The organism is Luteimonas marina (assembly GCF_007859325.1).
GTDB lineage: Bacteria > Pseudomonadota > Gammaproteobacteria > Xanthomonadales > Xanthomonadaceae > Luteimonas > Luteimonas marina.
The window spans coordinates 18,806-41,059 of record NZ_VOHK01000005.1; the positions used below are offsets into that span (position 1 = coordinate 18,806).

General features: G+C 68.9%; 23 protein-coding genes. 11 read left to right on the forward strand and 12 right to left on the reverse strand.

Annotated elements, in window-relative coordinates:
* Nucleotides 1-20: 20 nt before the first annotated feature.
* Both FQY83_RS11800 and FQY83_RS11805 read right to left on the reverse strand, forming a co-directional pair.
* Nucleotides 21-713, reverse strand: a complete 693-nt coding sequence (locus tag FQY83_RS11800) for an ABC transporter ATP-binding protein (protein WP_146388167.1) — start codon at nt 711-713, stop codon at nt 21-23.
* Nucleotides 714-968: 255 nt separating this feature from the next.
* On the reverse strand, nt 969-2,201 hold the full coding sequence (locus FQY83_RS11805) for an efflux RND transporter periplasmic adaptor subunit (RefSeq protein WP_146388168.1): 1,233 nt from the start codon (nt 2,199-2,201) through the stop codon (nt 969-971).
* A 208-nt stretch (nt 2,202-2,409) separates the two neighbouring features.
* Here FQY83_RS11805 and FQY83_RS11810 point away from each other — a divergent pair, with 208 nt between their 5' ends.
* The 5 genes from FQY83_RS11810 (at nt 2,410) to FQY83_RS11830 (ending at nt 6,898) form a co-directional block, all read left to right on the forward strand.
* Complete coding sequence (locus tag FQY83_RS11810; protein ID WP_146388169.1) at nt 2,410-3,318, forward strand: ABC transporter ATP-binding protein; 909 nt, start codon at nt 2,410-2,412, stop codon at nt 3,316-3,318.
* Nucleotides 3,318-4,082 carry an ABC transporter permease gene (locus tag FQY83_RS11815; RefSeq protein WP_146388170.1) on the forward strand — a complete coding sequence of 255 codons (765 nt, stop codon included), beginning with the start codon at nt 3,318-3,320 and terminating at the stop codon, nt 4,080-4,082. The genes FQY83_RS11810 and FQY83_RS11815 overlap by 1 nt, the downstream gene beginning before the upstream one ends.
* A 119-nt stretch (nt 4,083-4,201) precedes the next feature.
* A complete protein-coding gene (locus FQY83_RS11820) occupies nt 4,202-5,374 on the forward strand; it encodes a sensor histidine kinase (protein ID WP_238333484.1) in 1,173 nt (390 codons plus the stop codon).
* Between the two features lie 270 nt (nt 5,375-5,644).
* Nucleotides 5,645-6,247, forward strand: a complete 603-nt coding sequence (locus FQY83_RS11825; RefSeq protein ID WP_146388171.1) for a response regulator transcription factor — start codon at nt 5,645-5,647, stop codon at nt 6,245-6,247.
* Between the two features lie 219 nt (nt 6,248-6,466).
* Nucleotides 6,467-6,898, forward strand: a complete 432-nt coding sequence (locus FQY83_RS11830; protein WP_146388172.1) for a sugar transporter — start codon at nt 6,467-6,469, stop codon at nt 6,896-6,898.
* A 6-nt stretch (nt 6,899-6,904) separates the two neighbouring features.
* On the opposite strand, the gene FQY83_RS11835 is transcribed toward FQY83_RS11830, so the two are convergent.
* The 7 genes from FQY83_RS11835 to FQY83_RS11865 form a co-directional block, all read right to left on the reverse strand.
* Nucleotides 6,905-8,284, reverse strand: coding sequence for a leucyl aminopeptidase family protein (locus FQY83_RS11835; protein WP_146388173.1), 1,380 nt, complete (start codon nt 8,282-8,284; stop codon nt 6,905-6,907).
* A gap of 77 nt (nt 8,285-8,361) precedes the next feature.
* Nucleotides 8,362-9,087 (reverse strand): HAD family hydrolase, encoded by a 726-nt coding sequence (locus FQY83_RS11840; protein WP_146388174.1) that lies wholly within the window; start codon nt 9,085-9,087, stop codon nt 8,362-8,364.
* A gap of 113 nt (nt 9,088-9,200) precedes the next feature.
* The gene (locus FQY83_RS11845) at nt 9,201-10,304 is read right to left on the reverse strand and encodes an AI-2E family transporter (protein WP_146388175.1); all 1,104 of its coding nucleotides are present in this window, start codon (nt 10,302-10,304) and stop codon (nt 9,201-9,203) included.
* Between the two features lie 315 nt (nt 10,305-10,619).
* Complete coding sequence (locus FQY83_RS11850; protein WP_146388176.1) at nt 10,620-11,123, reverse strand: protein sip-5; 504 nt, start codon at nt 11,121-11,123, stop codon at nt 10,620-10,622.
* Nucleotides 11,120-11,614: a phage holin family protein gene (locus FQY83_RS11855; protein ID WP_146388177.1), complete on the reverse strand. Its 495-nt coding sequence runs from the start codon at nt 11,612-11,614 to the stop codon at nt 11,120-11,122. The genes FQY83_RS11850 and FQY83_RS11855 overlap by 4 nt, the downstream gene beginning before the upstream one ends.
* 13 nt (nt 11,615-11,627) lie before the next feature.
* Complete coding sequence (locus tag FQY83_RS11860; RefSeq protein WP_146388178.1) at nt 11,628-11,996, reverse strand: hypothetical protein; 369 nt, start codon at nt 11,994-11,996, stop codon at nt 11,628-11,630.
* A gap of 61 nt (nt 11,997-12,057) precedes the next feature.
* Nucleotides 12,058-13,491: a Do family serine endopeptidase gene (locus FQY83_RS11865; RefSeq protein WP_146388179.1), complete on the reverse strand. Its 1,434-nt coding sequence runs from the start codon at nt 13,489-13,491 to the stop codon at nt 12,058-12,060.
* A 488-nt stretch (nt 13,492-13,979) separates the two neighbouring features.
* On the opposite strand from FQY83_RS11865, the gene FQY83_RS11870 reads away from it, so the two are divergent.
* The 4 genes from FQY83_RS11870 to FQY83_RS17985 all read left to right on the forward strand — a co-directional run bounded on the left by FQY83_RS11870 (nt 13,980) and on the right by FQY83_RS17985 (nt 18,493).
* Nucleotides 13,980-16,127, forward strand: a complete 2,148-nt coding sequence (locus FQY83_RS11870) for an adenosylcobalamin-dependent ribonucleoside-diphosphate reductase (protein WP_146388180.1) — start codon at nt 13,980-13,982, stop codon at nt 16,125-16,127.
* 180 nt (nt 16,128-16,307) lie between these two features.
* Nucleotides 16,308-16,844, forward strand: a complete 537-nt coding sequence (locus FQY83_RS17590) for a histidine biosynthesis protein HisIE (protein ID WP_158636492.1) — start codon at nt 16,308-16,310, stop codon at nt 16,842-16,844.
* A 95-nt stretch (nt 16,845-16,939) separates the two neighbouring features.
* Nucleotides 16,940-17,719: a TSCPD domain-containing protein gene (locus FQY83_RS11880; RefSeq protein ID WP_146388181.1), complete on the forward strand. Its 780-nt coding sequence runs from the start codon at nt 16,940-16,942 to the stop codon at nt 17,717-17,719.
* A gap of 48 nt (nt 17,720-17,767) precedes the next feature.
* Nucleotides 17,768-18,493: a DUF6988 family protein gene (locus FQY83_RS17985; protein WP_425478647.1), complete on the forward strand. Its 726-nt coding sequence runs from the start codon at nt 17,768-17,770 to the stop codon at nt 18,491-18,493.
* Between the two features lie 111 nt (nt 18,494-18,604).
* Here FQY83_RS17985 and FQY83_RS11885 read toward each other — a convergent pair whose 3' ends face one another.
* Nucleotides 18,605-19,033 carry a Dabb family protein gene (locus tag FQY83_RS11885; protein WP_146388182.1) on the reverse strand — a complete coding sequence of 143 codons (429 nt, stop codon included), beginning with the start codon at nt 19,031-19,033 and terminating at the stop codon, nt 18,605-18,607.
* Nucleotides 19,034-19,098: 65 nt separating this feature from the next.
* Here FQY83_RS11885 and FQY83_RS11890 point away from each other — a divergent pair, with 65 nt between their 5' ends.
* Both FQY83_RS11890 and FQY83_RS11895 read left to right on the forward strand, forming a co-directional pair.
* Complete coding sequence (locus FQY83_RS11890; protein ID WP_146388183.1) at nt 19,099-19,290, forward strand: hypothetical protein; 192 nt, start codon at nt 19,099-19,101, stop codon at nt 19,288-19,290.
* 21 nt (nt 19,291-19,311) lie between these two features.
* Nucleotides 19,312-20,226 carry a DUF2268 domain-containing putative Zn-dependent protease gene (locus FQY83_RS11895; protein ID WP_425478648.1) on the forward strand — a complete coding sequence of 305 codons (915 nt, stop codon included), beginning with the start codon at nt 19,312-19,314 and terminating at the stop codon, nt 20,224-20,226.
* A 97-nt stretch (nt 20,227-20,323) separates the two neighbouring features.
* On the opposite strand, the gene FQY83_RS11900 is transcribed toward FQY83_RS11895, so the two are convergent.
* Both FQY83_RS11900 and FQY83_RS11905 read right to left on the reverse strand, forming a co-directional pair.
* Entirely contained in the window at nt 20,324-21,538 is a 1,215-nt protein-coding gene (locus tag FQY83_RS11900) for a glycoside hydrolase family protein (RefSeq protein WP_146388185.1), read from the reverse strand.
* A 16-nt stretch (nt 21,539-21,554) separates the two neighbouring features.
* The gene (locus FQY83_RS11905) at nt 21,555-22,049 is read right to left on the reverse strand and encodes a hypothetical protein (RefSeq protein ID WP_146388186.1); all 495 of its coding nucleotides are present in this window, start codon (nt 22,047-22,049) and stop codon (nt 21,555-21,557) included.
* Nucleotides 22,050-22,254 lie beyond the last annotated feature (205 nt).

Sequence of the window (22,254 nt, forward strand, 5' to 3'; positions counted from 1 at the left end):
CCCCTCCGTCCGGTCCGGCCTCAGGCCGCGTGCGCCTGCTGCTCGACCAGCGTGCCCTTGTCGAGGTGCAGCGTGTGGGTGGCGTACTCGGCCGCCTTCGGGTCGTGCGTGACCATGACGATGGTCTTGCCGTGCTCGCGGTTGAGCGTCTGCAGCAGGCCGAGGATGTCTTCGGCGGACTGGCGGTCGAGATCGCCCGTGGGCTCGTCGCAGATCAGCAGCGTGGGATCGGAGACGATGGCGCGGGCGATGGCGACGCGCTGCTGCTGGCCGCCGGAGAGCTCGGTCGGCTTGTGCGAGACGCGGTCGGCCAGGCCGACCAGGGACAGCGCGATCTGCGCGTTACGCTTGCGCTGCGCGCCGCCGAGTTTGGTCAGCAGCAGCGGCAGCTCGACGTTCTTCTGCGCGGTCAGCGCCGGCATCAGGTTGTAGAACTGGAACACGTAGCCCACGTGCTGGCTGCGCCAGTGCGAGAGCTTGCCGCCGCCGAGCTGGTCGATGCGCTGGCCGCCGACCTCGATCTGCCCGGAGGTCGGCGAGTCGAGCCCGCCGATCAGGTTGAGCAGGGTGGTCTTGCCGGAACCGGACGGCCCCATCAGCGCGACGAAGTCGCCCTGTTCGATGTCCAGGTCGATGCCGTGCAGCACTTCGACCTTCTCCGGGCCGCGCTGGTAGGTCTTGGTCAGGTTGCGGATCGATACCAGGGATGCCATGGCTTGCCTCGTGTGGTCTCGTGGCCGGGAACGTCCCGGTGGCGGGTCATGCGATGCGGGTGATTCGTCGCATCGCGCCGGTTTGTCACTTGGAACTTCTCGCAGGAACAAAAAACGTTGTCATTTCGACCCCGGACTTGATCCGGGGGAGAAATCTGGCTTTCACCTCACCTGCAAGTAGATCTCTCGCGGAGCCTGCCCTGAGCGCAGCCGAAGGGCTCGAGATGACAGGACTCTGATCTGTCCTTGGGTGCATCAATTCGTGCCGGTGGACACCACCGCGCCCGCCTCCAACCCCTCCGGCGGATCGACCACGACGGTCTCCCCCGGCGCCAGCCCCGAAACGACCTCGCGGTCGCCACCGAGCGCGCCGCCAGCCTGCACGCCACGCAGTTCCACCTCGTCCCCGCTTCCGACGACGAACACCGCGTCGCCGCCGTCGCGCTGCACGATCGCCGACGCCGGCACGCGCACGCCGCGCCTGGGTTCGGCGTCGGCCTCGGGCGCCCTCTCCAGGAAGCTCACGGTCACGCCCATGTCGGGCACGATGCGCGCGTCCTTCTCCTTCAGCGCCACGCGCACCTTCACCGTGGCCTTGCCGCGGTCGGCGGTGGGGATGATGGCGATGACCTCGGCCGGGATCTTCCAGTCGGGGTAGGAGTTGAGCGTGGCCTCGACCGGCATCTTCGGCTGCACGCGGCCGATGTAGGACTCGCCGACGTCGACCTCCACTTCCAGCGAATCCATGTCGACGATGGTGCCGATGCCGGTGCGGGTGAAGCCGCCGCCGGCCGACAGCGGCGAGACGATCTCGCCCGGCTGCGCGGCCTTGGCGATCACCACGCCGGCGAACGGCGCGCGCACGATGGTGTTGTCGACGCCGAGGTCGGCGATGTGCAGTCCGTCCTCGGCGACCTTGGCGTTGCGCTGCGCGGTCAGCAGTTCCGCGCGCAGCGCGTCGCGCTGGGACACGGCCTGGTCGTACTGCGCCTTCGACACCAGCTGCTGGCCGACCAGGCGCGACAGGCGCTCGGCGTTCGCCTCGGCTTCCTTCAGGCGCGCGGAGACGCTGCTCGCCTGGCTGCGCGCGGCCGAGAGCTGCGCCGCGCTCAGCGAACGCTGGGCATCGGCGTCGATCGGGTCGAGCCGGGCCATCACCTGCCCTTCCTCGACCTTCATGCCTTCCTCGATCAGCACCTCGCGCACGCGGCCGGTGATCTTGGCCGACACCGTCGCCATGCGCCGGGCGACGACGTAGCCGGAGGCGTCGAGCACCGAGGCCGCGGCATTGCCGCTGGCCAGCGACACCGCGGTCGCGGTCTGCACCGGCACCGCGCCCTCGCGCGCGAACAGCCACCAGCCGGCCAGCGCCAGCACGGCGACGAGGGCGACGGCGGCCAGCGCGATCCACAGGCCCTTGCGCGAGGGCGGCGGGCCGGCGGAGCGGTCGATGCGGAGTTCCTTGAGCAGGTCGGCGTTGGTGTTCATCGAAGGACTAGACGGGAAGTTGCGGACATTGTGACGGCAACCGTCGCACGATGCGCCGCCCCCGGGGACGAAGGATGGTGGACAGCCTAGCCGCGGGCGCTGTCGCCGGCTGCTGACAGCTGTCACGTGCTTCGGCTGACGGTGGCGAATGTCACGCCCCCGGCGCGAGCGGCACGATGCCGCCATGTCCGGGACAGGAACCAGCGACATGGCCGCGACAAGACAGACACTGGCGCGACTGCACGGCGCCCGCAAGCGCTACGGCGGCACGGTCGCGCTCGACGGGCTCGATCTTGAGCTGCACGCGGGCCAGGTCACCTCCCTGCTCGGCGCCAACGGCGCCGGCAAGAGCACCGCGGTCGGCCTGCTGCTCGGCCTGCTGGCGGCGGACGCGGGCGAGGTGTCGCTGTTCGGCCAGCCGCCGCGGGCGCTGGCCGTGCGCCGGCACTGCGGCGCGATGCTGCAGTCGGCCGGCATCCCCGAGCGGCTGAAGGTGCGCGAGTTGCTCGACCTGGTCCGCAGCGGCTACCCGCAGCCGCGCAGCGTCGCCGACTGCGTCGCACTGGCCGGACTCGACGGCCTGCTCGACCGCCGCTACGGCCGGCTGTCCGGTGGACAGCAGCGGCGCGTGCAGTTCGCGCTGGCGATCTGCGGACGCCCGAAGCTGCTGTTCCTCGACGAGCCCACGACCGGGCTCGACATCGACGCGCGGCAAGGGCTGTGGGCCGCGGTGCGCGAACTGGTCGCCGAGGGCAGCGCAGTGCTGCTGACCACGCACTACCTCGAGGAAGCCGAGGCGCTGTCGGACCGCGTCGCGGTGATCGACCGCGGCCGGCTCGTCGCCGAGGGCAGCGTCGGCGAGATCCGCGCGCGGGTGTCGCAGCGGCGCATCCGCTGCGTCTCGACGCTGGCGGCCGACGCCGTGGCGCAATGGCCCGGCGTGCGCGAGGCGCTGCGCGAGGGCGAGGCGCTGCAGATCGTCGCCGAGCCGGCCGAGCCGGTGGTGCGCCGCCTGCTCGACGCCGATGCGGCCCTGCACGACCTGGAAATCCAGCGCGCCGGCCTCGCCGACGCCTACCTCGCCCTCACCCGCCCCGCCCTGGAGGAGGCCGCCTGATGGACACGATCGCCCTCGCGGCCACGCCCGCGCCGTGGCGCAGCTACCTGCTCGAAGCGAAATGCGAATTCCTGCGCCTGCTGCGCGAACCGGCGTTCGGCATCCCGGTGATCGCGTTCCCGGCGATGTTCTACCTGCTGTTCGGCGTGCTGCTGAACAAGGGCAGCGGCGGCGCGGCGCAGTACCTGCTCGCGACCTACGGCGTGTTCGGCGTGATCGGCGCGGCGATGTTCGGCTTCGGCGTGACCATCGCGATGGATCGCGAGCGCGGCTACCTGCGGCTGCGGCGCGCGCTGCCGACGCCGCCGGGCGCGCTGCTGCTGGCGAAGATGGCGATGGCGATGCTGTTCGCGACGATCATCTCGCTGGTGCTGGCGCTGCTGGCGGCGACGCTGGGCGGGGTGTCGCTGGCGCCGGCGCAGTGGGCCGGCCTGTTCGCGGTCAACGTGTCCGGCATCCTCCCGTTCGCCGCGATCGGCCTGTACGTCGGCACCCTGGTGGGCGGCAACGCCGCGCCGGCGCTGCTCAACGTGCTGTACCTGCCGATGGCGTTCCTGTCCGGCCTGTGGCTGCCGCTGTCGATGCTGCCCGACTGGCTCGGCCGGCTCGCGCCGGCGTGGCCGGCCTACCACCTGGGCCAGCTCGCGCTGAAGGTGGTCGGCCACGACGAGGGCCGCGCAGCGTGGCTGCACCTGCTGGTGCTGGCGGTGGTGACGGCCGCGTTCTTCGCGCTCGCGCAGCGCCGCCTGGCCGCGGCCGAGTGACGCCGGTGTTGCCGACAACCACGGCGACGCTCCACCCCGCGACCGGATGCGTCCGCGTGGTCCGGCAGGCCCCGCGGTGACATCATGATGCCGTCCGGACCTTCACGAGGCAGCTCCCGATGATGCGACTGCGACTGCCGGGCTGGCTGGCGCCGCAGCCGGGCTCGATCGCCGCGCACGACCTGCGCATGGGTCGGTCGCCGTGGTTGAGCATGGTCCACCTGGTGTGGTCGGTCTGGGTGTTCCTGACACCCGCGTTCTCCGGCGGCGCCTACGGCTTCAGCATGCGCTGGGCGTGGCTGACCCTGCTGTCGTATCCGCTGTTCCTGTGGCTGTACGCCATGTCCGTGGTCTCGGCGCCGCGCAGGGCCTACGCCTGCGCGGCGGGGATGGTCGTCCTGTGCCTGGCGCTGCTGCCCTGGTATCCGTCGGGCCTGAGCTATTTCGTGTTCGGCTGCGTGATGCTGCAGCCGCGGCGCGGACGCGCGGTGTTCGGCTACCTGGCGGTGCTGGTGGGGCTCAACGCGCTGCTGCTCGGCTACGCCCTGCACATCGGCTATCCGTGGCAGGCGCTGGTGTGGATGCCGACGGTCACCGCGATCATCGGCGTGCTGGTGGTGCTGGAGCGCATCGGCCGCGAGCGCGACGCGGCGCTGCACCTGTCGCACGACGAGGTGCGCCGGCTCGCCGCGCTGGCCGAGCGCGAGCGCATCGGCCGCGACCTGCACGACCTGCTCGGGCACACGCTGTCGATGGTGGCGCTCAAGTCCGACCTCGCCGGCCGCCTGCTCGAACGCGACCCGGCGGCCGCGCGCGACGAGATCGACGAAGTCAGCCGCGTCGCGCGCGAGGCGCTGTCGCAGGTGCGGCGCGCGGTCAGCGGCATCCGCGCCGCCGGCATCGCCGCCGAACTGGCCTCGGCCAAGCTGCTGCTGGAAACCGACGGCATCACCTTCGACTACCGCTTCGAGGACGGCTTCGCCGACAGCGCGCTGCCGGCGGGCGTCGAGAGCGCGCTGGCGATGACCGTGCGCGAGGCCGCGACCAACATCCAGCGCCACGCCCGCGCGCATCGGGCGGAAGTCCGTTTCGGCATGGAGGACGGCGAGGCGGTGCTGCGCATCGACGACGACGGCCGCGGCGGCGCGATCGTGCCGGGCAACGGTCTGGCCGGCATGCGCGAACGCATCGAGGGCGTGCGCGGACGGCTGCGGATCGAAGCCGGCCACGGCCGCGGCACCCGCGTCGAAGTGCGCGTCCCGCTGGCCGCCAACGACGATGCCCGGCGCTAGGCGCACCTTCGGGCGCGATGCCTGTCGTCCCGATGCAGCAATCCGGGAAAGCATCGTGCCCGACGGCAACCACTGAGAATCCCGAATTTGTCATTTCGAACGCAGTGAGAAATCTGCCTCCCAGGCGCCTGGATTGACCGGCTTCGCCGTTGCAAAGTGCCTCTCACTACGCTCGAAATGACAATTTTTCAGGTTCCCCGAAGGCGCTCCCCTCTGAAATCGATGGCGACCTGCTAACGTTCCGCGCATGCTGCCATCCGCCGCCGCGCCATGATCCGCATCCTGCTCGCCGAGGACCAGGCGATGCTGCGCGGCGCGCTGTCGGCGCTGCTGGGCATGGAGAGCGACATCGAGGTGGTCGGCGCCGCCGCCGACGGCGAGGGCGCGTGGCGCGAGCTGCAGCGGCTGGGGCCGGACATCCTGGTCACCGACATCGAGATGCCGGGCCTGACCGGGCTCGAACTCGCCCAGCGCATCCAGCGCCACGCACTGCCGGTAAAGGTCGTCATCGTCACCACCTTCGCGCGCGGCGGCTTCCTGCGCCGCGCGCTCGATGCCGGCGTATCGGGCTACCTGCTCAAGGACGCGCCGGCCGAACAACTGGCCGACGCGCTGCGCCAGGTGCATCGCGGCGGCCGCGCGATCGATCCGCAGCTCGCGCTCGAGGCCTGGGGCGAAGCCGATCCGCTCAACGACCGCGAGCGCAAGGTGCTGCGGCTGGCGGGCAGCGGCATGAGCGCGAACGAGATCGCGGCGCAGCTCAACCTCTCGCACGGCACGGTGCGCAACTACCTGTCGGAGGCGATCGGCAAGCTCGGCGTCGGCAACCGCATCGAGGCCTACCGGCTGGCGCGGGAGAAGGGCTGGCTGTAGGACGCGCGATCGCCGGCAAGGCGCACTGTCTCCGCCGTGCGGCCAGTGCTAGTGTGATGTCCCGTAAGAACCTTTATCCGTCATCCCCGCGAAGGCGGGGATCCAGCGTCTTTAGTTCTTCAAAGACTTGACGACACTGGATCCCCGCCTTCGCGGGGATGACGGTATTTTCTCGGCATTGTCCTAGACTGCGGCCCACCTGCTCGGAGACCCGCCGCCATGACCGCAAGCAAGCCTCCCGTGCTGTTCTGGATCATCGCCGTCCTCGCCGTGCTGTGGAACCTGGCCGGCACGTACTCGTTCTATTACCACCTCAGCGCCACGCCCGAGATCGTCGCCAGCTGGGCGGACGACCAGCAGCGCATCTTCGCGGCGATGCCGCGCTGGCTGTTCGTGCCGTTCGCGGTGGCCACCGTCGGCGGCCTGGTCGGCTCGCTCGGCCTGCTCTGGCGCAGCCGCTGGGCGGTCCCGGTGCTGGCGCTGTCGCTACTGGCGATCATCGTCCAGTTCGCCGGCAACTACCTGACCACGCCGCTGCTGTGGGAACTGACCGGCGCGCGCGGCGCGCTGTTCCCGCTGGTCATCGCGCTGGTCGGCCTGTTCCTGTGGTGGTACGCGCGCCGCGCAGCGGCACGCGGCTGGCTGCGCTGACCGGGGTCAGGACGCGTAGCGCGCCTTGAGCATCGCGTAGGCGGAGCGCAGCGCCAGCGCTTCGCCGCCGGCCGGACGTCCCGGCCGCGCGCTGTCGTTCCAGGCATACACGTCCAGGTGCGCCCAGGGCGTGCCTTCGGGCACGAAGCGCTCGAGATACAGCGCGGCGGTGACCGCACCGGCCATGCGCGAGCCGGCGTTGGCCATGTCGGCGATGTTGCTGGTGAGGTAGCGCAGGTACGGGCGCCACAGCGGCATGCGCCACAGCGGGTCGCGCACGCGTTCGCCGGCGGCGAGCCAGTCGTTCGCCAGCGCGTCGTCGTTGGCGAACAGCGCCGGCAGGTCGGGGCCGAGCGCGATCCGCGCCGCACCGGTGAGCGTGGCGAAATCGAGGATCAGGTCCGGCGACAGCTCGCCGGCGTGCGCCAGCGCGTCGCCCAGCACCACGCGGCCTTCGGCGTCGGTGTTGTCGATCTCCACGCTCACGCCCTTGCGCGTGGCGATCACCTCGCCCGGGCGGTACGCGTCCGGCCCGATCGCGTTCTCCACCGCCGGCACCAGCAGGGTGAGCCGCAGCGGCAGCGCGCGCGCCATCACCAGTTCCGCCAGCGCGATCGCGTGCGCGGCGCCACCCATGTCCTTCTTCATCCAGCGCATGCCGTCGGCGGGCTTGACGTCGAGGCCACCGGTGTCGAAGCACACGCCCTTGCCGACCAGCACCAGGTGCGGGTGCGAGGCATCGCCCCATTGCAGCTTCAGCAGCCGCGGCGCGCGGTGCGAGGCGCGGCCGACGGCGTGGATCGCGGGAAAGTCCTGCGCCAGCAGCTCGTCGCCGACGATGCTTTCGAACGACGCGCCGTGCGCCGTCGCCACCTCGCGCGCGACCGCCTCCAGCTGCTCCGGCCCCATGTCCTGGGTCGGCGTGTTGACCAGGTCGCGCACGCGCACGCAGGCGGCGAGCACGTCGCGGACTTCCTCGTCGAGCGCATCCAGCGCCAGCCGCGCCGGCGCGCGCGCGCCCTGCTTGTAGCGGGTGTAGCGGTACGCGCCCAGGCCCCAGCCGAGCTGCAGCGCCGCCAGGTGCGCGGGTTCGAGCGCGTGCGCCAGCGCCCAGTCGCCGGCCGGCAGCGCGCCCGCGCCGTGCGCATGGGCGTACGCGTCCAGCGGATCGCCGATGCCGAGGATCGCGCCGGCCACCCCGTCCTCGCCCGGCAGCAGCGCGTGCGAACCGGGCGCGGCGTTGAACGCCTGCGACGCCAGCCACGCGCGCGTGGCGGCCGGCTGCGCTTCGAGCCATGTGCCCAATCCCGCCTTGTCGAGGACGTGCAGCGGTCGGGCGGCGGCGGTAGCCGTGGAAAAGCCAACGGGCAGGTCGTCGGTGGTCATGGCGGTCCAGGCGGGAAGACTGCGGTCATTATCCGTCCGCCGCCAGCCGCGGGCCAATGTCCGGGCCGATGGCGCTTCTACAAGCGAGGGGCCGCGGGATTGCGCTCCAGCCAGTCGGCCAGGCCGGCGAGCGAGTCGAACACCAGGTCGGGGGCGATGTCGGCGCGCGGCCACGCGCCCAGGCCGCCGGGATGGTCGTCGCGGTGCAGCCAGCAGCCGCGCAGCCCGGCGCGCATCGCGCCGACCACGTCGGCCTCGACGTGGTCGCCGACGTGCAGCACCTCGCCCGGCGGCACGCCCAGGCGTTCGCAGGCGGCGAGGAAGATGCTGGCCTCGGGCTTGGCCGCGCCATGCTCGCGCGCATGCAGCTGCAGGGTGAAATGTTCGTCGATGCCCACGCGCACGAGGTCGGCGTTGCCGTTGCTGACCGCGGCGACGGGAACACGGCGCGCGATGCGCGCCAGCGCCTCCAGCGCGTCGGGATAGAACTCGACGCGGTTGCGCTCGGCGTAGAACGCCTCGTAGGCCTCGTCCAGCAGCGACAGGTCGCCGCCGCTGTCGCGCAGCGCGATCTCCAGCGTCAGCCGCCGCAGCGCGCTGAGGTCGTATGCCAGCGCCGGGTTCTCGCGCCAGACCCGCTCGCGCAGCGCGCGCATCGCTTCGACCGGGAACATCGCCGCCGTGGCCGGGCTGCGCGCGCGCATCCAGTCGTCGAGCACACGCTCGATCCGCGCGCCGATCGGCGCGAACGGCCACAGCGTGTCATCGAGATCGAGGGTGATGGCGCGGACGGGGAAACTCACGCGCCCATTGTAGTCGCCAGCGCGACCGCCACCCCCGTGGGAGCGCCTTCAGGCGCGATTGCCTGATCGCCTGCGGCGGCATCGCGCCTGAAGGCGCTCCCACGGGGGCATCCCTATTCCAGCAGCCGCGCCCAGCCTTCCATGCCCTCCACCCGCGCCAGCACCAGCTTCACGCACACCAGCAGCGGCACCGCCAGCAGCAGGCCGATGATTCCCCACAGCCAGCCGAACAGCATCAGCGCCAGGATCAGCACCAGCGGCGACAGCGCCATGCGCCGGCCGAGCACGATCGGCGTGACCACCTGTCCCTCGATCGTGTGCAGCACCAGGTAGGCCGCCGCCGGCATCAGCGAAGGCCACAGTCCGTCGAAGGTGATGAAGCCGACCAGCAGCATCGCCAGCAGGCCGATCAGCGGGCCGACGTAGGGCGCGAAGTTCAGCAGCGCCACCATCGTGCCCCACAGCAGCGCTTCGGGCAGCGGAACCTTCATCAGGTAAAGCACGCCCGCGAACAGCAGCCCCACCACCGTGTTGATCAGGCTGATGGTCAGCACGTAGCGCGAAACCTCGCGCTCGATCGAGTGCAGGATGCCGACGGTGAACTTCTTCTGCTGGCGCCCGGGCAGCAGCGCGATCGCGTTGCGCTGCAGGTTCTCGCCGTAGACCATGAAGAAGAACGTCAGCAGCACCACCGCCAGCAGCGAGGCAAGCAGACGCGGCGTTTCGGTCAGCATCCGGTACGGGTCGTCGACAGCGGTCCGCACCACCTGCGGCGCGCGCCCGGTCTGCCCGCCCGCGGCGCGCGCGAAGTTCTCGGCGGCCTGGTTCGCTTCGTGCACCGGCTTGGTGAGTTCGCGCAGCTTCGGCGCGAGCTGTCGCATCGCGCGCGGCGCCTCGCTGGCCCAGGCCATCGCCGACGGCGCCATCTGGTAGGCGAGCGCGCCGGTCGCGGCGAGGCCGCCGGCCAGCACCAGCAGCGCGGCGAGGAAGCGCGGCAGCCACAGCCGGCGCAGCAGGCGGATGATGGGGTTGCCGACCAGCGCGAAGAACATCGCCAGCAGCACCGGCAGCAGCAGGTCCTGCGCCGCCCACAGGGTGTAGCCGACCGCGAGCGTGGCCAGCACCAGCAGCGCGGTCGAGGCGCGCGGCCGCGTTGGCGGCGCGGGCGCGACCGGCTCTGGCGGCGTGGTGACGGATGGCGCGGCGTCGGTGGTCATGGCGAACAGTTGCGGAGCGGGACGCGATCATGCCATCGCGGCGATGCATGGCGGCGTGATGGTGCGGGACAACGCTGATCGGCACGGAATCCAAGTGCGCGAACGCATCGGCAGAAGGCAAAAAATCCCTGTCATTTCGACCCCGGACTTGATCCGGGGGAGAAATCCCCTCACCGGCGGAGAAAGGAAGATTTCTCCCCCGGATCAAGTCCGGGGTCGAAATGACAGGCTTCAAGTCTTTCGGGTTGTTCTCTTGCCCGGGAGAACCGCCAATGACCAAGCCCGCCCCGCGGGTGGAAAACGGGATGACAGGCGCTACCGCTCCGACAGCTCCGTCGCCGCTTCCGCCGGGCGCGGTTCGGAGTCCCACTGCGCGTCGGGACGCCGGCGACGGTCCGCAACCGCGTGCGGCGCGGCATCGTCCCCGGCCTGCGGTGCCGGCGGCGGCGGCGCGCCGGCTTCGTCGCCGGCCACGGCCTCCACCGTGTCGGCCGCCTCCGCGGCCGCGTCCTCCGCGCCGCTGGCCGCGGCTTCGGCGGACTCGGCCGATTGCGCCGCCTTCAGCGAGGCCAGCAGGCCCGACAGGCTGGTGGCGAGCTGGACCCAGCGCGTGCCCGACACCGCGCCCAACGTGCGCAGCGGGCGCGCCTTCGCCACCAGCACGCCGCCCAGCAGGCCGGCGATGACGATGCGGGCCGGCGTCCACGCCTCGCGCCAGCGTTGGCCGAGCGCGGCGCGATGTCCGGTCGTCTGCACGATGCGGCCGTCGACCAGCTGTTCGGCGCGCTCGACCCGTCGCTTGAGTCCTTCGAAATTCATGGCGGCACCTGCTCCCGCGCCGGCGCGTCGCCCGCCCCGTCCTCGTCGTCGTCCTCGCTGAACAGGCCCAGCTTCGACAGCTGCCGCCGCGTCGCGTGCATCCCGGCATGGTCGAAGAACACCGACACCCGCCAGATCGCCACGCCCATCACCGCCAGGCTCAGCAGCGCCGCGATCGACAGCGACGCCAGCCACGACAGCCCCGTCGCCTGCAGCAGCGCGATCAGCGCGCCCATCGAGATCAGCCATGCCGACGCGCCAAAGATGATCGCCACCGCAGTCCACGCCAGCGCGCGTCCCAGCGCGCTGCGCGCGAGCGCCAGGTCGGCCGAGACCAGCCGCCGCAGCGCGCGCCCGGCGTCGAGCGCCGAGTCGAGCGTGGCCCGGCCCTCGGCGCCGATCGCGCGTACGGCGTCGTCGATGCCCGGCGATTCCTGCGCACCCGCCGCTTCGCGGGCCTGCGCGGAATCGCTGGCCGTCTCCCCGGTCACGTCGGGGCGTCGCTTACTTCTCTGCGCCGCCGCTGCGGGCGAGCTTGGCGATGATCCAGCCGGCGGCGAAGGCGACGCCGAACGAGGCGATCGGGCGCTCGCGGATCAGGTCGGCGGCGCTGTCGATCAGGTCGCGGCCCTTGTCCATCAGCGCGTCGACCTGCTCGCGCGCGGCGCCGCCGCCCTCTTCCAGCGCGGCGATGCCGGCCAGCGCGGAATCGGCCAGGTCGGCCTTGACCGCGGCGCGGCCCGCGCGCAGTTCGTCGCCGGCCACGCCGGCCGCGTTCTTGATCGCGCTGCCGGCGTCGGCGGCGGCGTTCTTGAGGTGGGCACCGGCTTCGCCGAGGTTGCTCTTGACCGTGTCCGTCGAGGTGGGGCTCATCGTCGTCTCCTGGAAGGGATGGCGCGGGGGCGCCGCGGGAAGGACCGGCGCGGAGGCCGGCTCACTCCATGATCAGGTTTCCCACGCGTCCGCCGCGTGAAATCCGCAGGACCAATTGTCGCGGATCGTCGGCCAATGTATCGCGGAAACCCGCGAGATCGCGGAATTCACCGGTGTTGGCGGCGAAGATGTAGTCGCCCTCGCGCAGGCCGTTGCGGAAGGCGCGGCTGCCCGACTCCACCTTTTCCACCAGCACGCCGCGCGCGTTCGGGTTCTGCCGGCGCACCGCCTCGGGCAGGTCGGCCAAGGTCGCGCCGGCCAGCCGCTCGTCGTAGCTGGCGCCGTCGCGGGCCAGCGCGCGCAGGCGCGCGGTGATCGTCAGCGGCTTGCCGTCGCGCAGCACCTCCAGCGTCACCGGTGCGTCCAGCGGCTGCAGGCCCTGGAAGTTGCGCAGCGACACCGGGTCGTCCATGCGCTGGCCGTTGGCCGAGACGATCACGTCGCCGGTGCGCAGCCCCGCCGCGGCCGCGCCGGAATCGCCGTGCACGCGCGTGACCACCACGCCGCGCGGCTCCGACAGGCCCAGGCCCGCGGCCAGGCGCTGGTCGACCGCCTGGGTGTCGAGGCCGAGCGTGCCGCGCTGCACGCTGCCGGTGGTCGCCAGCTGCTGCATCACGCCGCGCGCCAGGTCGATCGGGATCGCGAAGCCCAGGCCGATGTTGCCGGCCATGCTGCCGCGCGGGTTGAAGCTGGCGGTGTTGATGCCGACCAGCTCGCCGCGCAGGTTGACCAGCGCGCCGCCGGAATTGCCCGGGTTGATCGAGGCATCGGTCTGGATGAAGTTCTGGAAGCCCACGCCCGGCACGTTGCTGCGGCCCACCGCCGAGACGATGCCCGAGGTGACCGTCTGGCCGACGCCGAAGGGATTGCCCACCGCCACCACGAAGTCGCCGACCTCCAGCCGCGACGCCGCACCCAGCGGGATCGCGACCAGGTCCTGCGCCGGGATCCGCATCAGCGCCACGTCGGTGTCGGGATCGGAGCCGATGAACTCGGCCTCCAGCGTGCGTCCGTCGGCCAGCGTCACCGACACCTCGTCGGCGTTCTCGATCACGTGGTGGTTGGTCAGCACGTAGCCGGCCTGCGCATCGACGATCACGCCCGAACCGAGCGAGCGCGCGATCCGCTCCTGCGACAGCTCCGGGAACATGCGGCGGAAGAAGGGATCGTTGCCGAACGGACTCACTTGCCGCTTCTGCGCCGCCTGCACGCTGACCACCGACGGCGTCACCCGCTTGAGCATCGGCGACAGCGAGGGCAGCGGCTGGCCGTCGACCGCGGTCGGCAGCGCCGCCACCGTCGGCACCGGCACCGCGGCGGCCGGCGGATCGGCCGCGCGGGCGGGCGCCTGCACGGCGTCGCGGATGGCGGTGGCGGCGAAGCCGCCGAACGCGGCGGCGGCGGCAAGGACGAGCAGGGTCGGGGCTGGACGCATGGTCGGATCGCAGGTTCGGATGACGGGAAGATGGGTGCCGGCGGCGCGGCGGGCAAGCCCGGCCCGGGCAACACCGGACAGGCAGGGCAGTGTCGTTCGTGCCGGCTCCATCGAACCTGAATGGGACCGTGCCCCATGTGCGGTTGCAGCAGTTTCCGGATTTGCGCCGCAAGCCGCTGATTCCGGTTGACTTCCGGTTTTCCCGGGCGTAGCTTGGGCCGCGCTCGCCACAACATCTTGGGGTGGAAAGCGCGAACAGGGCCCAAGTAGTGGGGGTTTTGTCCGAAAATCGACCAGTTGGACCACGGGGCGTCAGGGGGCACCGCGGAATGGATCTACAGGGCGACAACGAAACACCACACATCCTTTCATTTCAGGCGGCGCGGATTCCGTAGCCGCGTTTGGTCGTCGACGCCGTCCACCACGGCACCGACAAGAACAACAGGCCGGGACACGCATCCGGGCCAGGACAAGGAGACAACGGACGCATGAGCACGGTTCGTCTGGAAGCGGTCAAGCACGGCGAACGGGAGATCCCGATGCAGCCCGCCTCGCAGGACATCTGGGACAAGAAGTACCGCCTCAAGACCAAGCACGGGGTGGCGGTCGATGCCGACATCGACGGCACCTACCAGCGCGTGGCCAAGGCGCTGGCCGAGGCCGAGACCACGCCCGAGAAGCAGAAGTACTGGAACGACCGCTTCCTGTGGGCGCTGCGCCGCGGGGCGATTCCCGCCGGTCGCATCACCTCCAACGCCGGCGCGCTGGAGCACAAGCCCGCCACCAGCACGATCAACTGCACCGTCTCGGGCACGATCACCGACTCGATGGACGGCATCCTCGACAAGGTCCACGAGGCCGGGCTGACGCTCAAGGCCGGCTGCGGCATCGGCTATGAGTTCAGCACCCTGCGCCCGCGCGGCGCCTTCGTCGCCGGTGCCGGCGCCTACACCTCGGGCCCGATGTCCTTCATGGATATCTACGACAAGATGTGCTTCACCGTCTCGTCGGCCGGCGGCCGCCGCGGCGCGCAGATGGGCACCTTCGACGTCTCCCACCCCGACGTGAAGGACTTCATCCGCGCCAAGCGCGAGGACGGCCGCCTGCGCCAGTTCAACCTCTCGCTGCTGATCACCGACGGCTTCATGCAGGCGGTGGAGGAAGACGGCGACTGGCCGCTGGTGTTCCCGATCAGCGACAAGGAAGCCGGCGACATCGACCTGTCCAACGCCGACCAGGTGGTCTGGCGCGACTGGCCGCACAGCAACGGCTACATCGCCCGCGACGACGGCATGGTTGCCTGCAAGGTCTACGGCCACATCAAGGCCCGGCACCTGTGGGACATGATCATGGTGTCCACCTACGACTACGCCGAGCCGGGCTTCATCCTGATCGACAAGGTCAACGAGATGAACAACAACTGGTGGTGCGAGAACATCCGCGCCACCAACCCCTGCGGCGAACAGCCACTGCCGCCCTACGGCGCCTGCCTGCTGGGCTCGGTCAACCTGACCAAGTTCGTGCGCGACCCGTTCACCGACAAGGCCTCCTTCGACTGGGAGGAATACAGGGAAGTCGTGCGCGTGTTCACCCGCATGCTCGACAACGTGGTCGAGGTCAACGGCCTGCCGCTGCCGCAGCAGCAGGCCGAGATCATGCGCAAGCGCCGCCACGGCATGGGCTTCCTCGGCCTGGGCAGCACCGTGACCATGCTGCAGATGAAGTACGGCTCGGAGCCGAGTTGCGAATTCACCGAGCGCATCGCCCGCGAGATGGCCGTCGCCGGCTGGGAGATGGGCCTGGCGCTGGCGCAGGAGAAGGGCGCGGCGCCGATCATGCACGAGGAGTTCGAAGTCACCGCCGAAATGCTGCGCAAGCGCCCGGAGATGGCGAAGGACGGCTGGCGCCTGGGCCAGAAGATCGAGGGCAAGGTGCTGCACGCGCGCTACAGCCGCTACATGCAGAAGGTGGCCGAGGTCGCCCCGGAGCTGGTCGACAACCTCGCCGAGACCGGCGCCCGCTTCACCCACCACAGCTCGATCGCCCCGACCGGCACCATCTCGCTGTCGCTGGCCAACAACGCCTCCAACGGCATCGAGCCCTCGTTCGCGCACCACTACAGCCGCAACGTGATCCGCGAGGGCAAGAAGACCAAGGAGAAGGTCGACGTCTGGTCCTACGAGCTGCTGGCCTACCGCGAACTGGTCAATCCCAAGGCCATGCCGTTCTCGGAGGCGCCGGAGGCGAAGCTGCCCGACTACTTCATCGCCGCCGACGACATCACCCCGAAGGAGCACGTCGACGTCCAGGCCGCCGCGCAGAAGTGGGTGGACTCGTCCATCTCCAAGACCGCGAACGTCCCGACCGACTATCCCTACGAGGACTTCAAGGACATCTACCGCTACGCCTACCAGAAGGGGCTGAAGGGCTGCACCACGTTCCGCTTCAACCCCGCCGCCTTCCAGGGCGTGCTGGTCAAGGAGACCGACCTCGAGAACACCACCTACCGCTTCGAACTGGAGGACGGCAGCGTGATCGAGGTCAAGGGCAACGAGCAGATCGAATACGACGGCGAGACCCACACCGCCGCCAACCTGTTCGACGCACTGAAAGAAGGCTATTACGGCAAATTCTGATGCCGACCCCCATGCCACGCGCTTGACCTTCCCCCTCCCCCGCCTGCGGGGGAGGGCCGGGGTGGGGGCCCGCCCTTCGCAGTACCGCTTGCGTAGCGCGCGCTTCGCGCTACATTTCGCCCACGGGCGCTTGCCCGTAACCCGATCACCGTAAAAAAGCAAACTGACGAGGACACACCCATGAGTAACGGCAACGGGGTCGCGGAGACCCTGAGCAACGCCGCCGAAGCCGTCGCCGACACGGCGAAGGACATCGGCAAGAAGGTCGCGAAGAAAGCCAGCGGCGCCGTGAAGGCGGCGAAGAAGACCGCGAAGAAGGCCGAGAAGGCCGTCGCCGACACCGCCAGCAAGGCGAAGAAGGCGGTGGGCAAGAAGGTCGCCGCCGCCAAGAAGTCGCTCAAGTCCGCCAGCGCCGCCGGCAAGAAGGAAGTCGCCGCCCTGAAGAAGAAGGGCGCGGCCAAGAAGAAGACCGCCAGGAAGAAGGTTGCGGCGAAGAAGGCCGCCGCCAGCAAGGCGACGAAGAAGGTCGCGCGCAAGGCCACCGCGAAGAAGGCGGCGGTGAAGAAGGCAACGAAAAAGGTCGCCCGCAAGGCGACGGCCAAGAAGGCAGCGGTGAAGAAGGCGGTCCGCAAGACCGCGAAGAAGGCCGCTCCGAAGAAGGCGGCCAGGAAGGCGCCTGCGAAGAAGGCCGCCCGCAAGGCCGCGAAGAAGAAGTAAGCCTGCAGACCCCGCCCCTCTCCCGCCATGCGGGGGAGGGGCCGGGGCAAGGGCCGCCCCACCCCGCACGTTCCCCGCAGCACCAGGATCACGCAATGGCAGTCAAGATCGACAAGAAAATCACGGGCTACGCCGTCGTCACCCCCGAGGACAGGGAGAAGGCCGTCGCCGGCGCCTCCGTCCCGCGCGAGAAGGTGGAGGCCGAACTGCCCGTGGCCGACGTGATCCAGATGCACGAGCGCATCGAGCGCCCCGAAGTGCTGATCGGCAGCACCTACAAGATCAAGTCGCCGCTGGTCGAACACGCCATGTACGTGACCATCAACGACATCGTGCTCAACGCCGGCACCGAACACGAACTGCGCCGCCCGTTCGAGGTGTTCATCAACTCCAAGTCGATGGAGCACTTCCAGTGGATCGTCGCGCTCACGCGCATCATGTCCGCCGTGTTCCGCAAGGGCGGCGACGTGACCTTCCTGGTGGAGGAAATGAAGGCCGTGTTCGACCCCAAGGGCGGCTACTTCAAGGCCGGTGGCGTGTACATGCCCTCGCTGGTCGCCGAACTGGGCAGCATCGTCGAGGACCACCTCAAGTCCATCGGCATGCTCCACGACCCCGAGATGAGCCCCGCCCAGCGCGCCCTGATCGCCGAAAAGCGCCGCGCCTACGAAGAACGCTCAAAAAAAAACTCTGACGTAGACGCTACGCCTGAGGATCCCGGCTATCCCGAGCCGGTCGAGGATATCGAAGTCACCGGCGACGGTGCGAGCTTCCCGCCGAGCGCGAGTATGTGCCACAAGTGCAGCACCAAGGCGTTGGTGCTGATGGATGGGTGTGCGACTTGTTTGAATTGTGGGTACAGCAAATGCGGCTGACGGAGCCATAACACGGGCAAGTATTCGAACGAACTGCTGCAGATCAGCATGGACTCCCGTGATCTCAAATGGCAATTCGATCTCAGCACTCGCCCTCGCGCTTTGGTTGAGAGATCAGCCTCCACAATTGCACTTGCAAGCAATACGCTAAAAGTCTGTTCTCATCAAACTCCTCGCCTTGCTCGACAGGCGGTGGTTGGCTCATGCTTGTCTTTTGCGATCGAACAACAAAATTCAGCCGGTTTACTCGTCGCTACAGGGCGAGACTCTTCAGCTGCAGTACTGATACGACCAATCCTTGAGTCTCTCTGCATCTCGGCTTGGGCTCTCTATCGTGCACGGGACAGCCAGCTAACCTCAGTTTTAGCAGGCTCGACCAGATTCCCGAGTCTTACCTCTCTGGTGTCGCAACTGGAATTGACGCCATCCTGCAATTGGATTGGCTTCAAGCAAAAGTCCGCAAACGTCAACGCATTTCATGCGCTTGCACACCCATCAATGTTGCAACTTTCGAAGAGATATGCCTCTGGTCAGAAAGCCAGCGCATTCACGCCGGAAGAGTGCTTCAGGCTTTTATGGCTAGCTGACACGTTGTCGATAACGATCGCCGCAGTCTTCTCCGTAGCCGTAGGCTCAAGTGAAATCGAGGCATGGGCGGGAAAGGAGATGTCCCGACTAATGGCGGACCAAGGTTTACCTTGGGAGCATTGGGGCACTCTGCCGAGATCAACAATGTCGTTCGAGTTGGCGACTCCGTTATTGCAGGCCGAGTGAGAATCGGTTCCAAGGCGCGGGAAAAGGGGTGGGATTCATTTTTTTTACTCCCCCTTCTTCTCGCCGAGAATTGAACCTGACCCCTTTTCGCTCTTTCCGGAAGCGAGTGAGTTACGGCGTGACGGCCATGACGTCATACACGACCACGCGCTCCCAAAGGTGCTCGCAGTCGGCGACGAACTGCTTGTGGATGGGGTGGACCTGGTACGCGTTCTGCCCGGCCACGTCGTCGAAGAACAGGATTTCCGAGGCGCTGTAGCTGCCGTCGACGACGCCGCGCTGCTCGGTATCCGCCGGCACGCCGATATGGATGCCTCGCACGGTGTCGATGCCTGCCAACGTTCGCAATCCGGCGAGCAGCTTGGCGAGATCCTCGCTGGAATCCGGATTCTTCAGCCAGAAGAACACGTGGTGCACGACCGGCGGAAACGATGCCTTGCTGGCGGACGTGGAAGCGGCCGCGCGGGAGCCGGTGGCGGTCATGCCGACAGCCAGGGCGGTGGCGGCGAAGAGGACATCTCGGCGACTGCGATCGGTCATGATCCGGGTCCTTCGATTGATGGTCTGCGGGCCCGCGAGTATAGGGCGATATCGTCGATGCCCCGGTGGCGATCATCGTCGTCGAGGAAGATGGCGCAGCAAGAACGGGGTCAGGTTCATTTTTCGAAGAGCGGCAAGCCCAACAGGAAGTCGGAGTCGGGTTTTGCCTGGCCACCGAAGCGTTGCTCCGATCCCGCATCCTGCCGATCGGTCACGGTGACCATCGACACTGCCACGCCGATCGCATCCGCATGTAGCTTGGCCGCATGAAGACCTCCATGCGAACCTTGTTCCTGGCGGCAGTGTGCAGCATGTTCTCCGCTTCACTCGCCGCGGCCACCAAGCCCGAAATCCGCACCGAAGACGTGACCCGCTTCTACGCGCTCTACGACGCAACCGGCGGGCGCCCGAGCGTGGAGCAACTGGATGCCTACCTCGCGGAAGGCAGCCCCAGCCTGAAGGAGTTCGCGCAGTTGCGCCGGGTCACCGGCGAGCGCATCGCCAGGCAGATCGAGGCCGATCCGGCGATGTACGAGAACGCACGCCAATGCCTCGATGTGCTGCCGGCGGTCGAGCGGCGGCTGGCGACCGCGCTCGCCAGTCTGTCGGACCTGTATCCGGGCGCCGACTATCCCCCGGTGGCGATCGTGGTGGGTCGCGGGCGGCCGGTGGGCATCGTCAACCCGTCCGGCGCGACCATCGGCCTCGAGGCGCTGTGCGCCGCGGACTTCATGAATCCGGATCCGGAGGATCGCTTCGTCTACGTGGTCGCGCACGAATACGTGCATACCCAGCAGGCGATGGCGCGCGACCAGCCCGAGCCCGGCGACCCGCGGGCGACGGTGCTGCGAATGTCGCTGGTGGAGGGTGCGGCCGAGTTCGTGTCCGAGCTGGTCTCGGGCGGCGTGGGCAACGCGCGCCACGCCGAGTGGACGCGCGGACGGGAGCTGGAGATCGAGTCGGATTTCCTGGCCGACATGCAAGGGACCGACCTGGGGCCATGGATGTTCAACTACCACCCCGGCTCCGACGAACCCTACGACCTCGGCTACTGGGTGGGCTATCGCATCGTCAAGGCCTACTACACGCAAGCCGACGACAAGCGTGCGGCGCTGGCGCGCATCATCGACATGGAGGATCCCGAGGCGTTCCTGCGCGAGAGCGGCTGGCGGCCGGGGATGTCGCTTCCCTAGAAGTGGAACGGACGCGAGGCGGAGCCGACTTTCCACCTCAGGCGAAACTGGCCCGCCCGCAGGTGCCGGGCCCGCACGTTCTCCGGGGCGGCTTTACCTATGCCCGCGCAGGCGCGTCGTGCTGATCGCGATTCGATAGACGCTCCTGCGGTTCTCGCTCCACGGCCTGCTGCTGTGCCAGGAGCTGCTCACCGCGCTCCAGGAACGCAAGCCCGCGGGGCGACTGTGCGAACTCCCTCATGATGCGGTCGGCGGATGCGGCATCTCCCGCGACCAGTGCGGCGTGCAGGCGGTTGAGATGCGGATCAGCGAAAGGACCGGTATGCGCTTGGAGCACGCCCTGGCGTTCTTCCCGCGTGCTATCCATGTGCCCGGCGGGCGCCGGTGGCGCGAGCTCGCCCCGTCCTTTCTCCCTTCCCCGACGCACCGGGAACCGTTCCAGATCGATCTCGCCGTCATTGAAGCGAGCTTCGGTGAACTCGTCCGCGTGGGCCGGATACTGCCCACGCAGATGCTCGATCAGGACCGAGCGCGCGGGCTCGAGCGAATCCGAGATCGTCCTGACCGCACCGTACTCGGCGACGATGTCGGGGTAGTCCCGGTTGGCCTGGGCGATGCGGTTGGGGCGCGCCTCCGTGCCATCGATGGTCACACCGAATCCGCGCTCCACGCGATCGATCTCCAGACGGTTCACGCGGTACATCGCATAGACCTCCGCGGCTTCCTCGACCGGAACGTTCGTCCGGTCGTCATAGAGGCCGAAAACCTCGGACTCCGCGAACCGTCGCTTGCGCAGGCCTGCCTCCATGTCCTCGCGCGATCCCCAGCAGTTGTAGCGCAACTGGTACCACGCTTCCGCGCGGTTCCCGTCGCGGATGGCATCGATGAGCGGATGGTTGCGCAGGGCGCCGACCCCGCGGTTGTAGGTCACCGACACGAGGGCAACGCGTTCGTCGGACAACGGCATGCCCGCCGAGGTGGCCGGCCCCTCGTATTCCTCCACCGAGGCCCGGAAGAGGCTGTCCGCCTCCGCTTCGGTCAATGTCCGGTCAAACGTGAGGCCGATCCGTGTCTTGCCCCTCGCCGGCTCCCGGTCAACCCGTGCGAGCGTCGCACGCTGGTCCGGCGTCAGTTCGATGCCGGAGCGCGCCCAGATATCGACGTTGTTGTCACGATTGAGGGTGTACCCCCAGCCGATGGTCGCGCGCCCATCCCCGACGTCCTGCGCCTGCGGATGCAGGCCCTCGGTTCCGACGATCACCGTCCGCAGTTTGCTGTCGTACTCGGCCTGCTCCAGCTCCCTGGAATCCATGGCGCGACCCTCCTGGTCACGATGACGGCGCGTCGCACGCCTTGGGCACCCGGCGCCTGTCAACGGTGGCGGGCTTCAGCACGTCGTCGAATGCGATGACGTCGATATCCGGGCCGCCTCGTCGAACGGTGCCGTCCTGTTCCCAGTGGAGATCGCCGCCGACGCGCCTCGCGCGGACCCGCACGATCGCATCGTTGCGGCCGCTGCGGACTTCGAGGATCGCGGTATCGCCGTCCACCCTGCCGACGACGTCGCCCTCGTCGACTTGCCTCAGATTGACGAGGGCGCCACCGAAGCCACCGCAGATGTGGCTGCCGTCCTGCACCAGCGTCACCGAGAATCCGCCGCAGTCGAGGTCCGGATCCGCGCGGTCGCACCACTCGACGGACCAGGACCCGTTGAAATCGGCAATCGCGCGCTCGGGCACGATTGCAGTGCCGTTCGATGTGGCCACGCATCCGGTGGCAGTGACGAGTAGCCCCATGAGGGTTGCCACGACGGTCCGTGTCATGTCCGCGCTCCTTGCGCTGGCGTCCGCCCCCATATTGTCAGCGTGCACGCGGATTGCACAAGTTGCCGAAAAATGGATCCCGGCTTTCGCCGGGATGACGATCCAGGAGGAACTTCTGGACAAGTCCGGCCTGTCATTCCGAACGCAGTGAGAAGCGCTTTGCAACAGCGAAGCTGGTCAATCACTGAAGATCAAGCGCATGGAT

Coding starts and splice junctions, on each gene's coding strand:
- FQY83_RS11820 (WP_238333484.1), top strand. CDS start 4,202: ATGATGCGACTGCGACTGCCGGGCTGGCTGGCGCCGCAGCCGGGCTCG.
- FQY83_RS11865 (WP_146388179.1), bottom strand. CDS start 13,491: ATGCGTCCAGCCCCGACCCTGCTCGTCCTTGCCGCCGCCGCCGCGTTC.
- FQY83_RS11800 (WP_146388167.1), bottom strand. CDS start 713: ATGGCATCCCTGGTATCGATCCGCAACCTGACCAAGACCTACCAGCGC.
- FQY83_RS11810 (WP_146388169.1), top strand. CDS start 2,410: ATGGCCGCGACAAGACAGACACTGGCGCGACTGCACGGCGCCCGCAAG.
- FQY83_RS11835 (WP_146388173.1), bottom strand. CDS start 8,284: ATGACCACCGACGACCTGCCCGTTGGCTTTTCCACGGCTACCGCCGCC.
- FQY83_RS11905 (WP_146388186.1), bottom strand. CDS start 22,049: ATGACACGGACCGTCGTGGCAACCCTCATGGGGCTACTCGTCACTGCC.
- FQY83_RS17590 (WP_158636492.1), top strand. CDS start 16,308: ATGAGTAACGGCAACGGGGTCGCGGAGACCCTGAGCAACGCCGCCGAA.
- FQY83_RS11860 (WP_146388178.1), bottom strand. CDS start 11,996: ATGAGCCCCACCTCGACGGACACGGTCAAGAGCAACCTCGGCGAAGCC.
- FQY83_RS11870 (WP_146388180.1), top strand. CDS start 13,980: ATGAGCACGGTTCGTCTGGAAGCGGTCAAGCACGGCGAACGGGAGATC.
- FQY83_RS11845 (WP_146388175.1), bottom strand. CDS start 10,304: ATGACCACCGACGCCGCGCCATCCGTCACCACGCCGCCAGAGCCGGTC.
- FQY83_RS11895 (WP_425478648.1), top strand. CDS start 19,312: ATGCGAACCTTGTTCCTGGCGGCAGTGTGCAGCATGTTCTCCGCTTCA.
- FQY83_RS11830 (WP_146388172.1), top strand. CDS start 6,467: ATGACCGCAAGCAAGCCTCCCGTGCTGTTCTGGATCATCGCCGTCCTC.
- FQY83_RS17985 (WP_425478647.1), top strand. CDS start 17,768: ATGGACTCCCGTGATCTCAAATGGCAATTCGATCTCAGCACTCGCCCT.
- FQY83_RS11885 (WP_146388182.1), bottom strand. CDS start 19,033: ATGACCGATCGCAGTCGCCGAGATGTCCTCTTCGCCGCCACCGCCCTG.
- FQY83_RS11850 (WP_146388176.1), bottom strand. CDS start 11,123: ATGAATTTCGAAGGACTCAAGCGACGGGTCGAGCGCGCCGAACAGCTG.
- FQY83_RS11900 (WP_146388185.1), bottom strand. CDS start 21,538: ATGGATTCCAGGGAGCTGGAGCAGGCCGAGTACGACAGCAAACTGCGG.
- FQY83_RS11805 (WP_146388168.1), bottom strand. CDS start 2,201: ATGAACACCAACGCCGACCTGCTCAAGGAACTCCGCATCGACCGCTCC.
- FQY83_RS11815 (WP_146388170.1), top strand. CDS start 3,318: ATGGACACGATCGCCCTCGCGGCCACGCCCGCGCCGTGGCGCAGCTAC.
- FQY83_RS11880 (WP_146388181.1), top strand. CDS start 16,940: ATGGCAGTCAAGATCGACAAGAAAATCACGGGCTACGCCGTCGTCACC.
- FQY83_RS11825 (WP_146388171.1), top strand. CDS start 5,645: ATGATCCGCATCCTGCTCGCCGAGGACCAGGCGATGCTGCGCGGCGCG.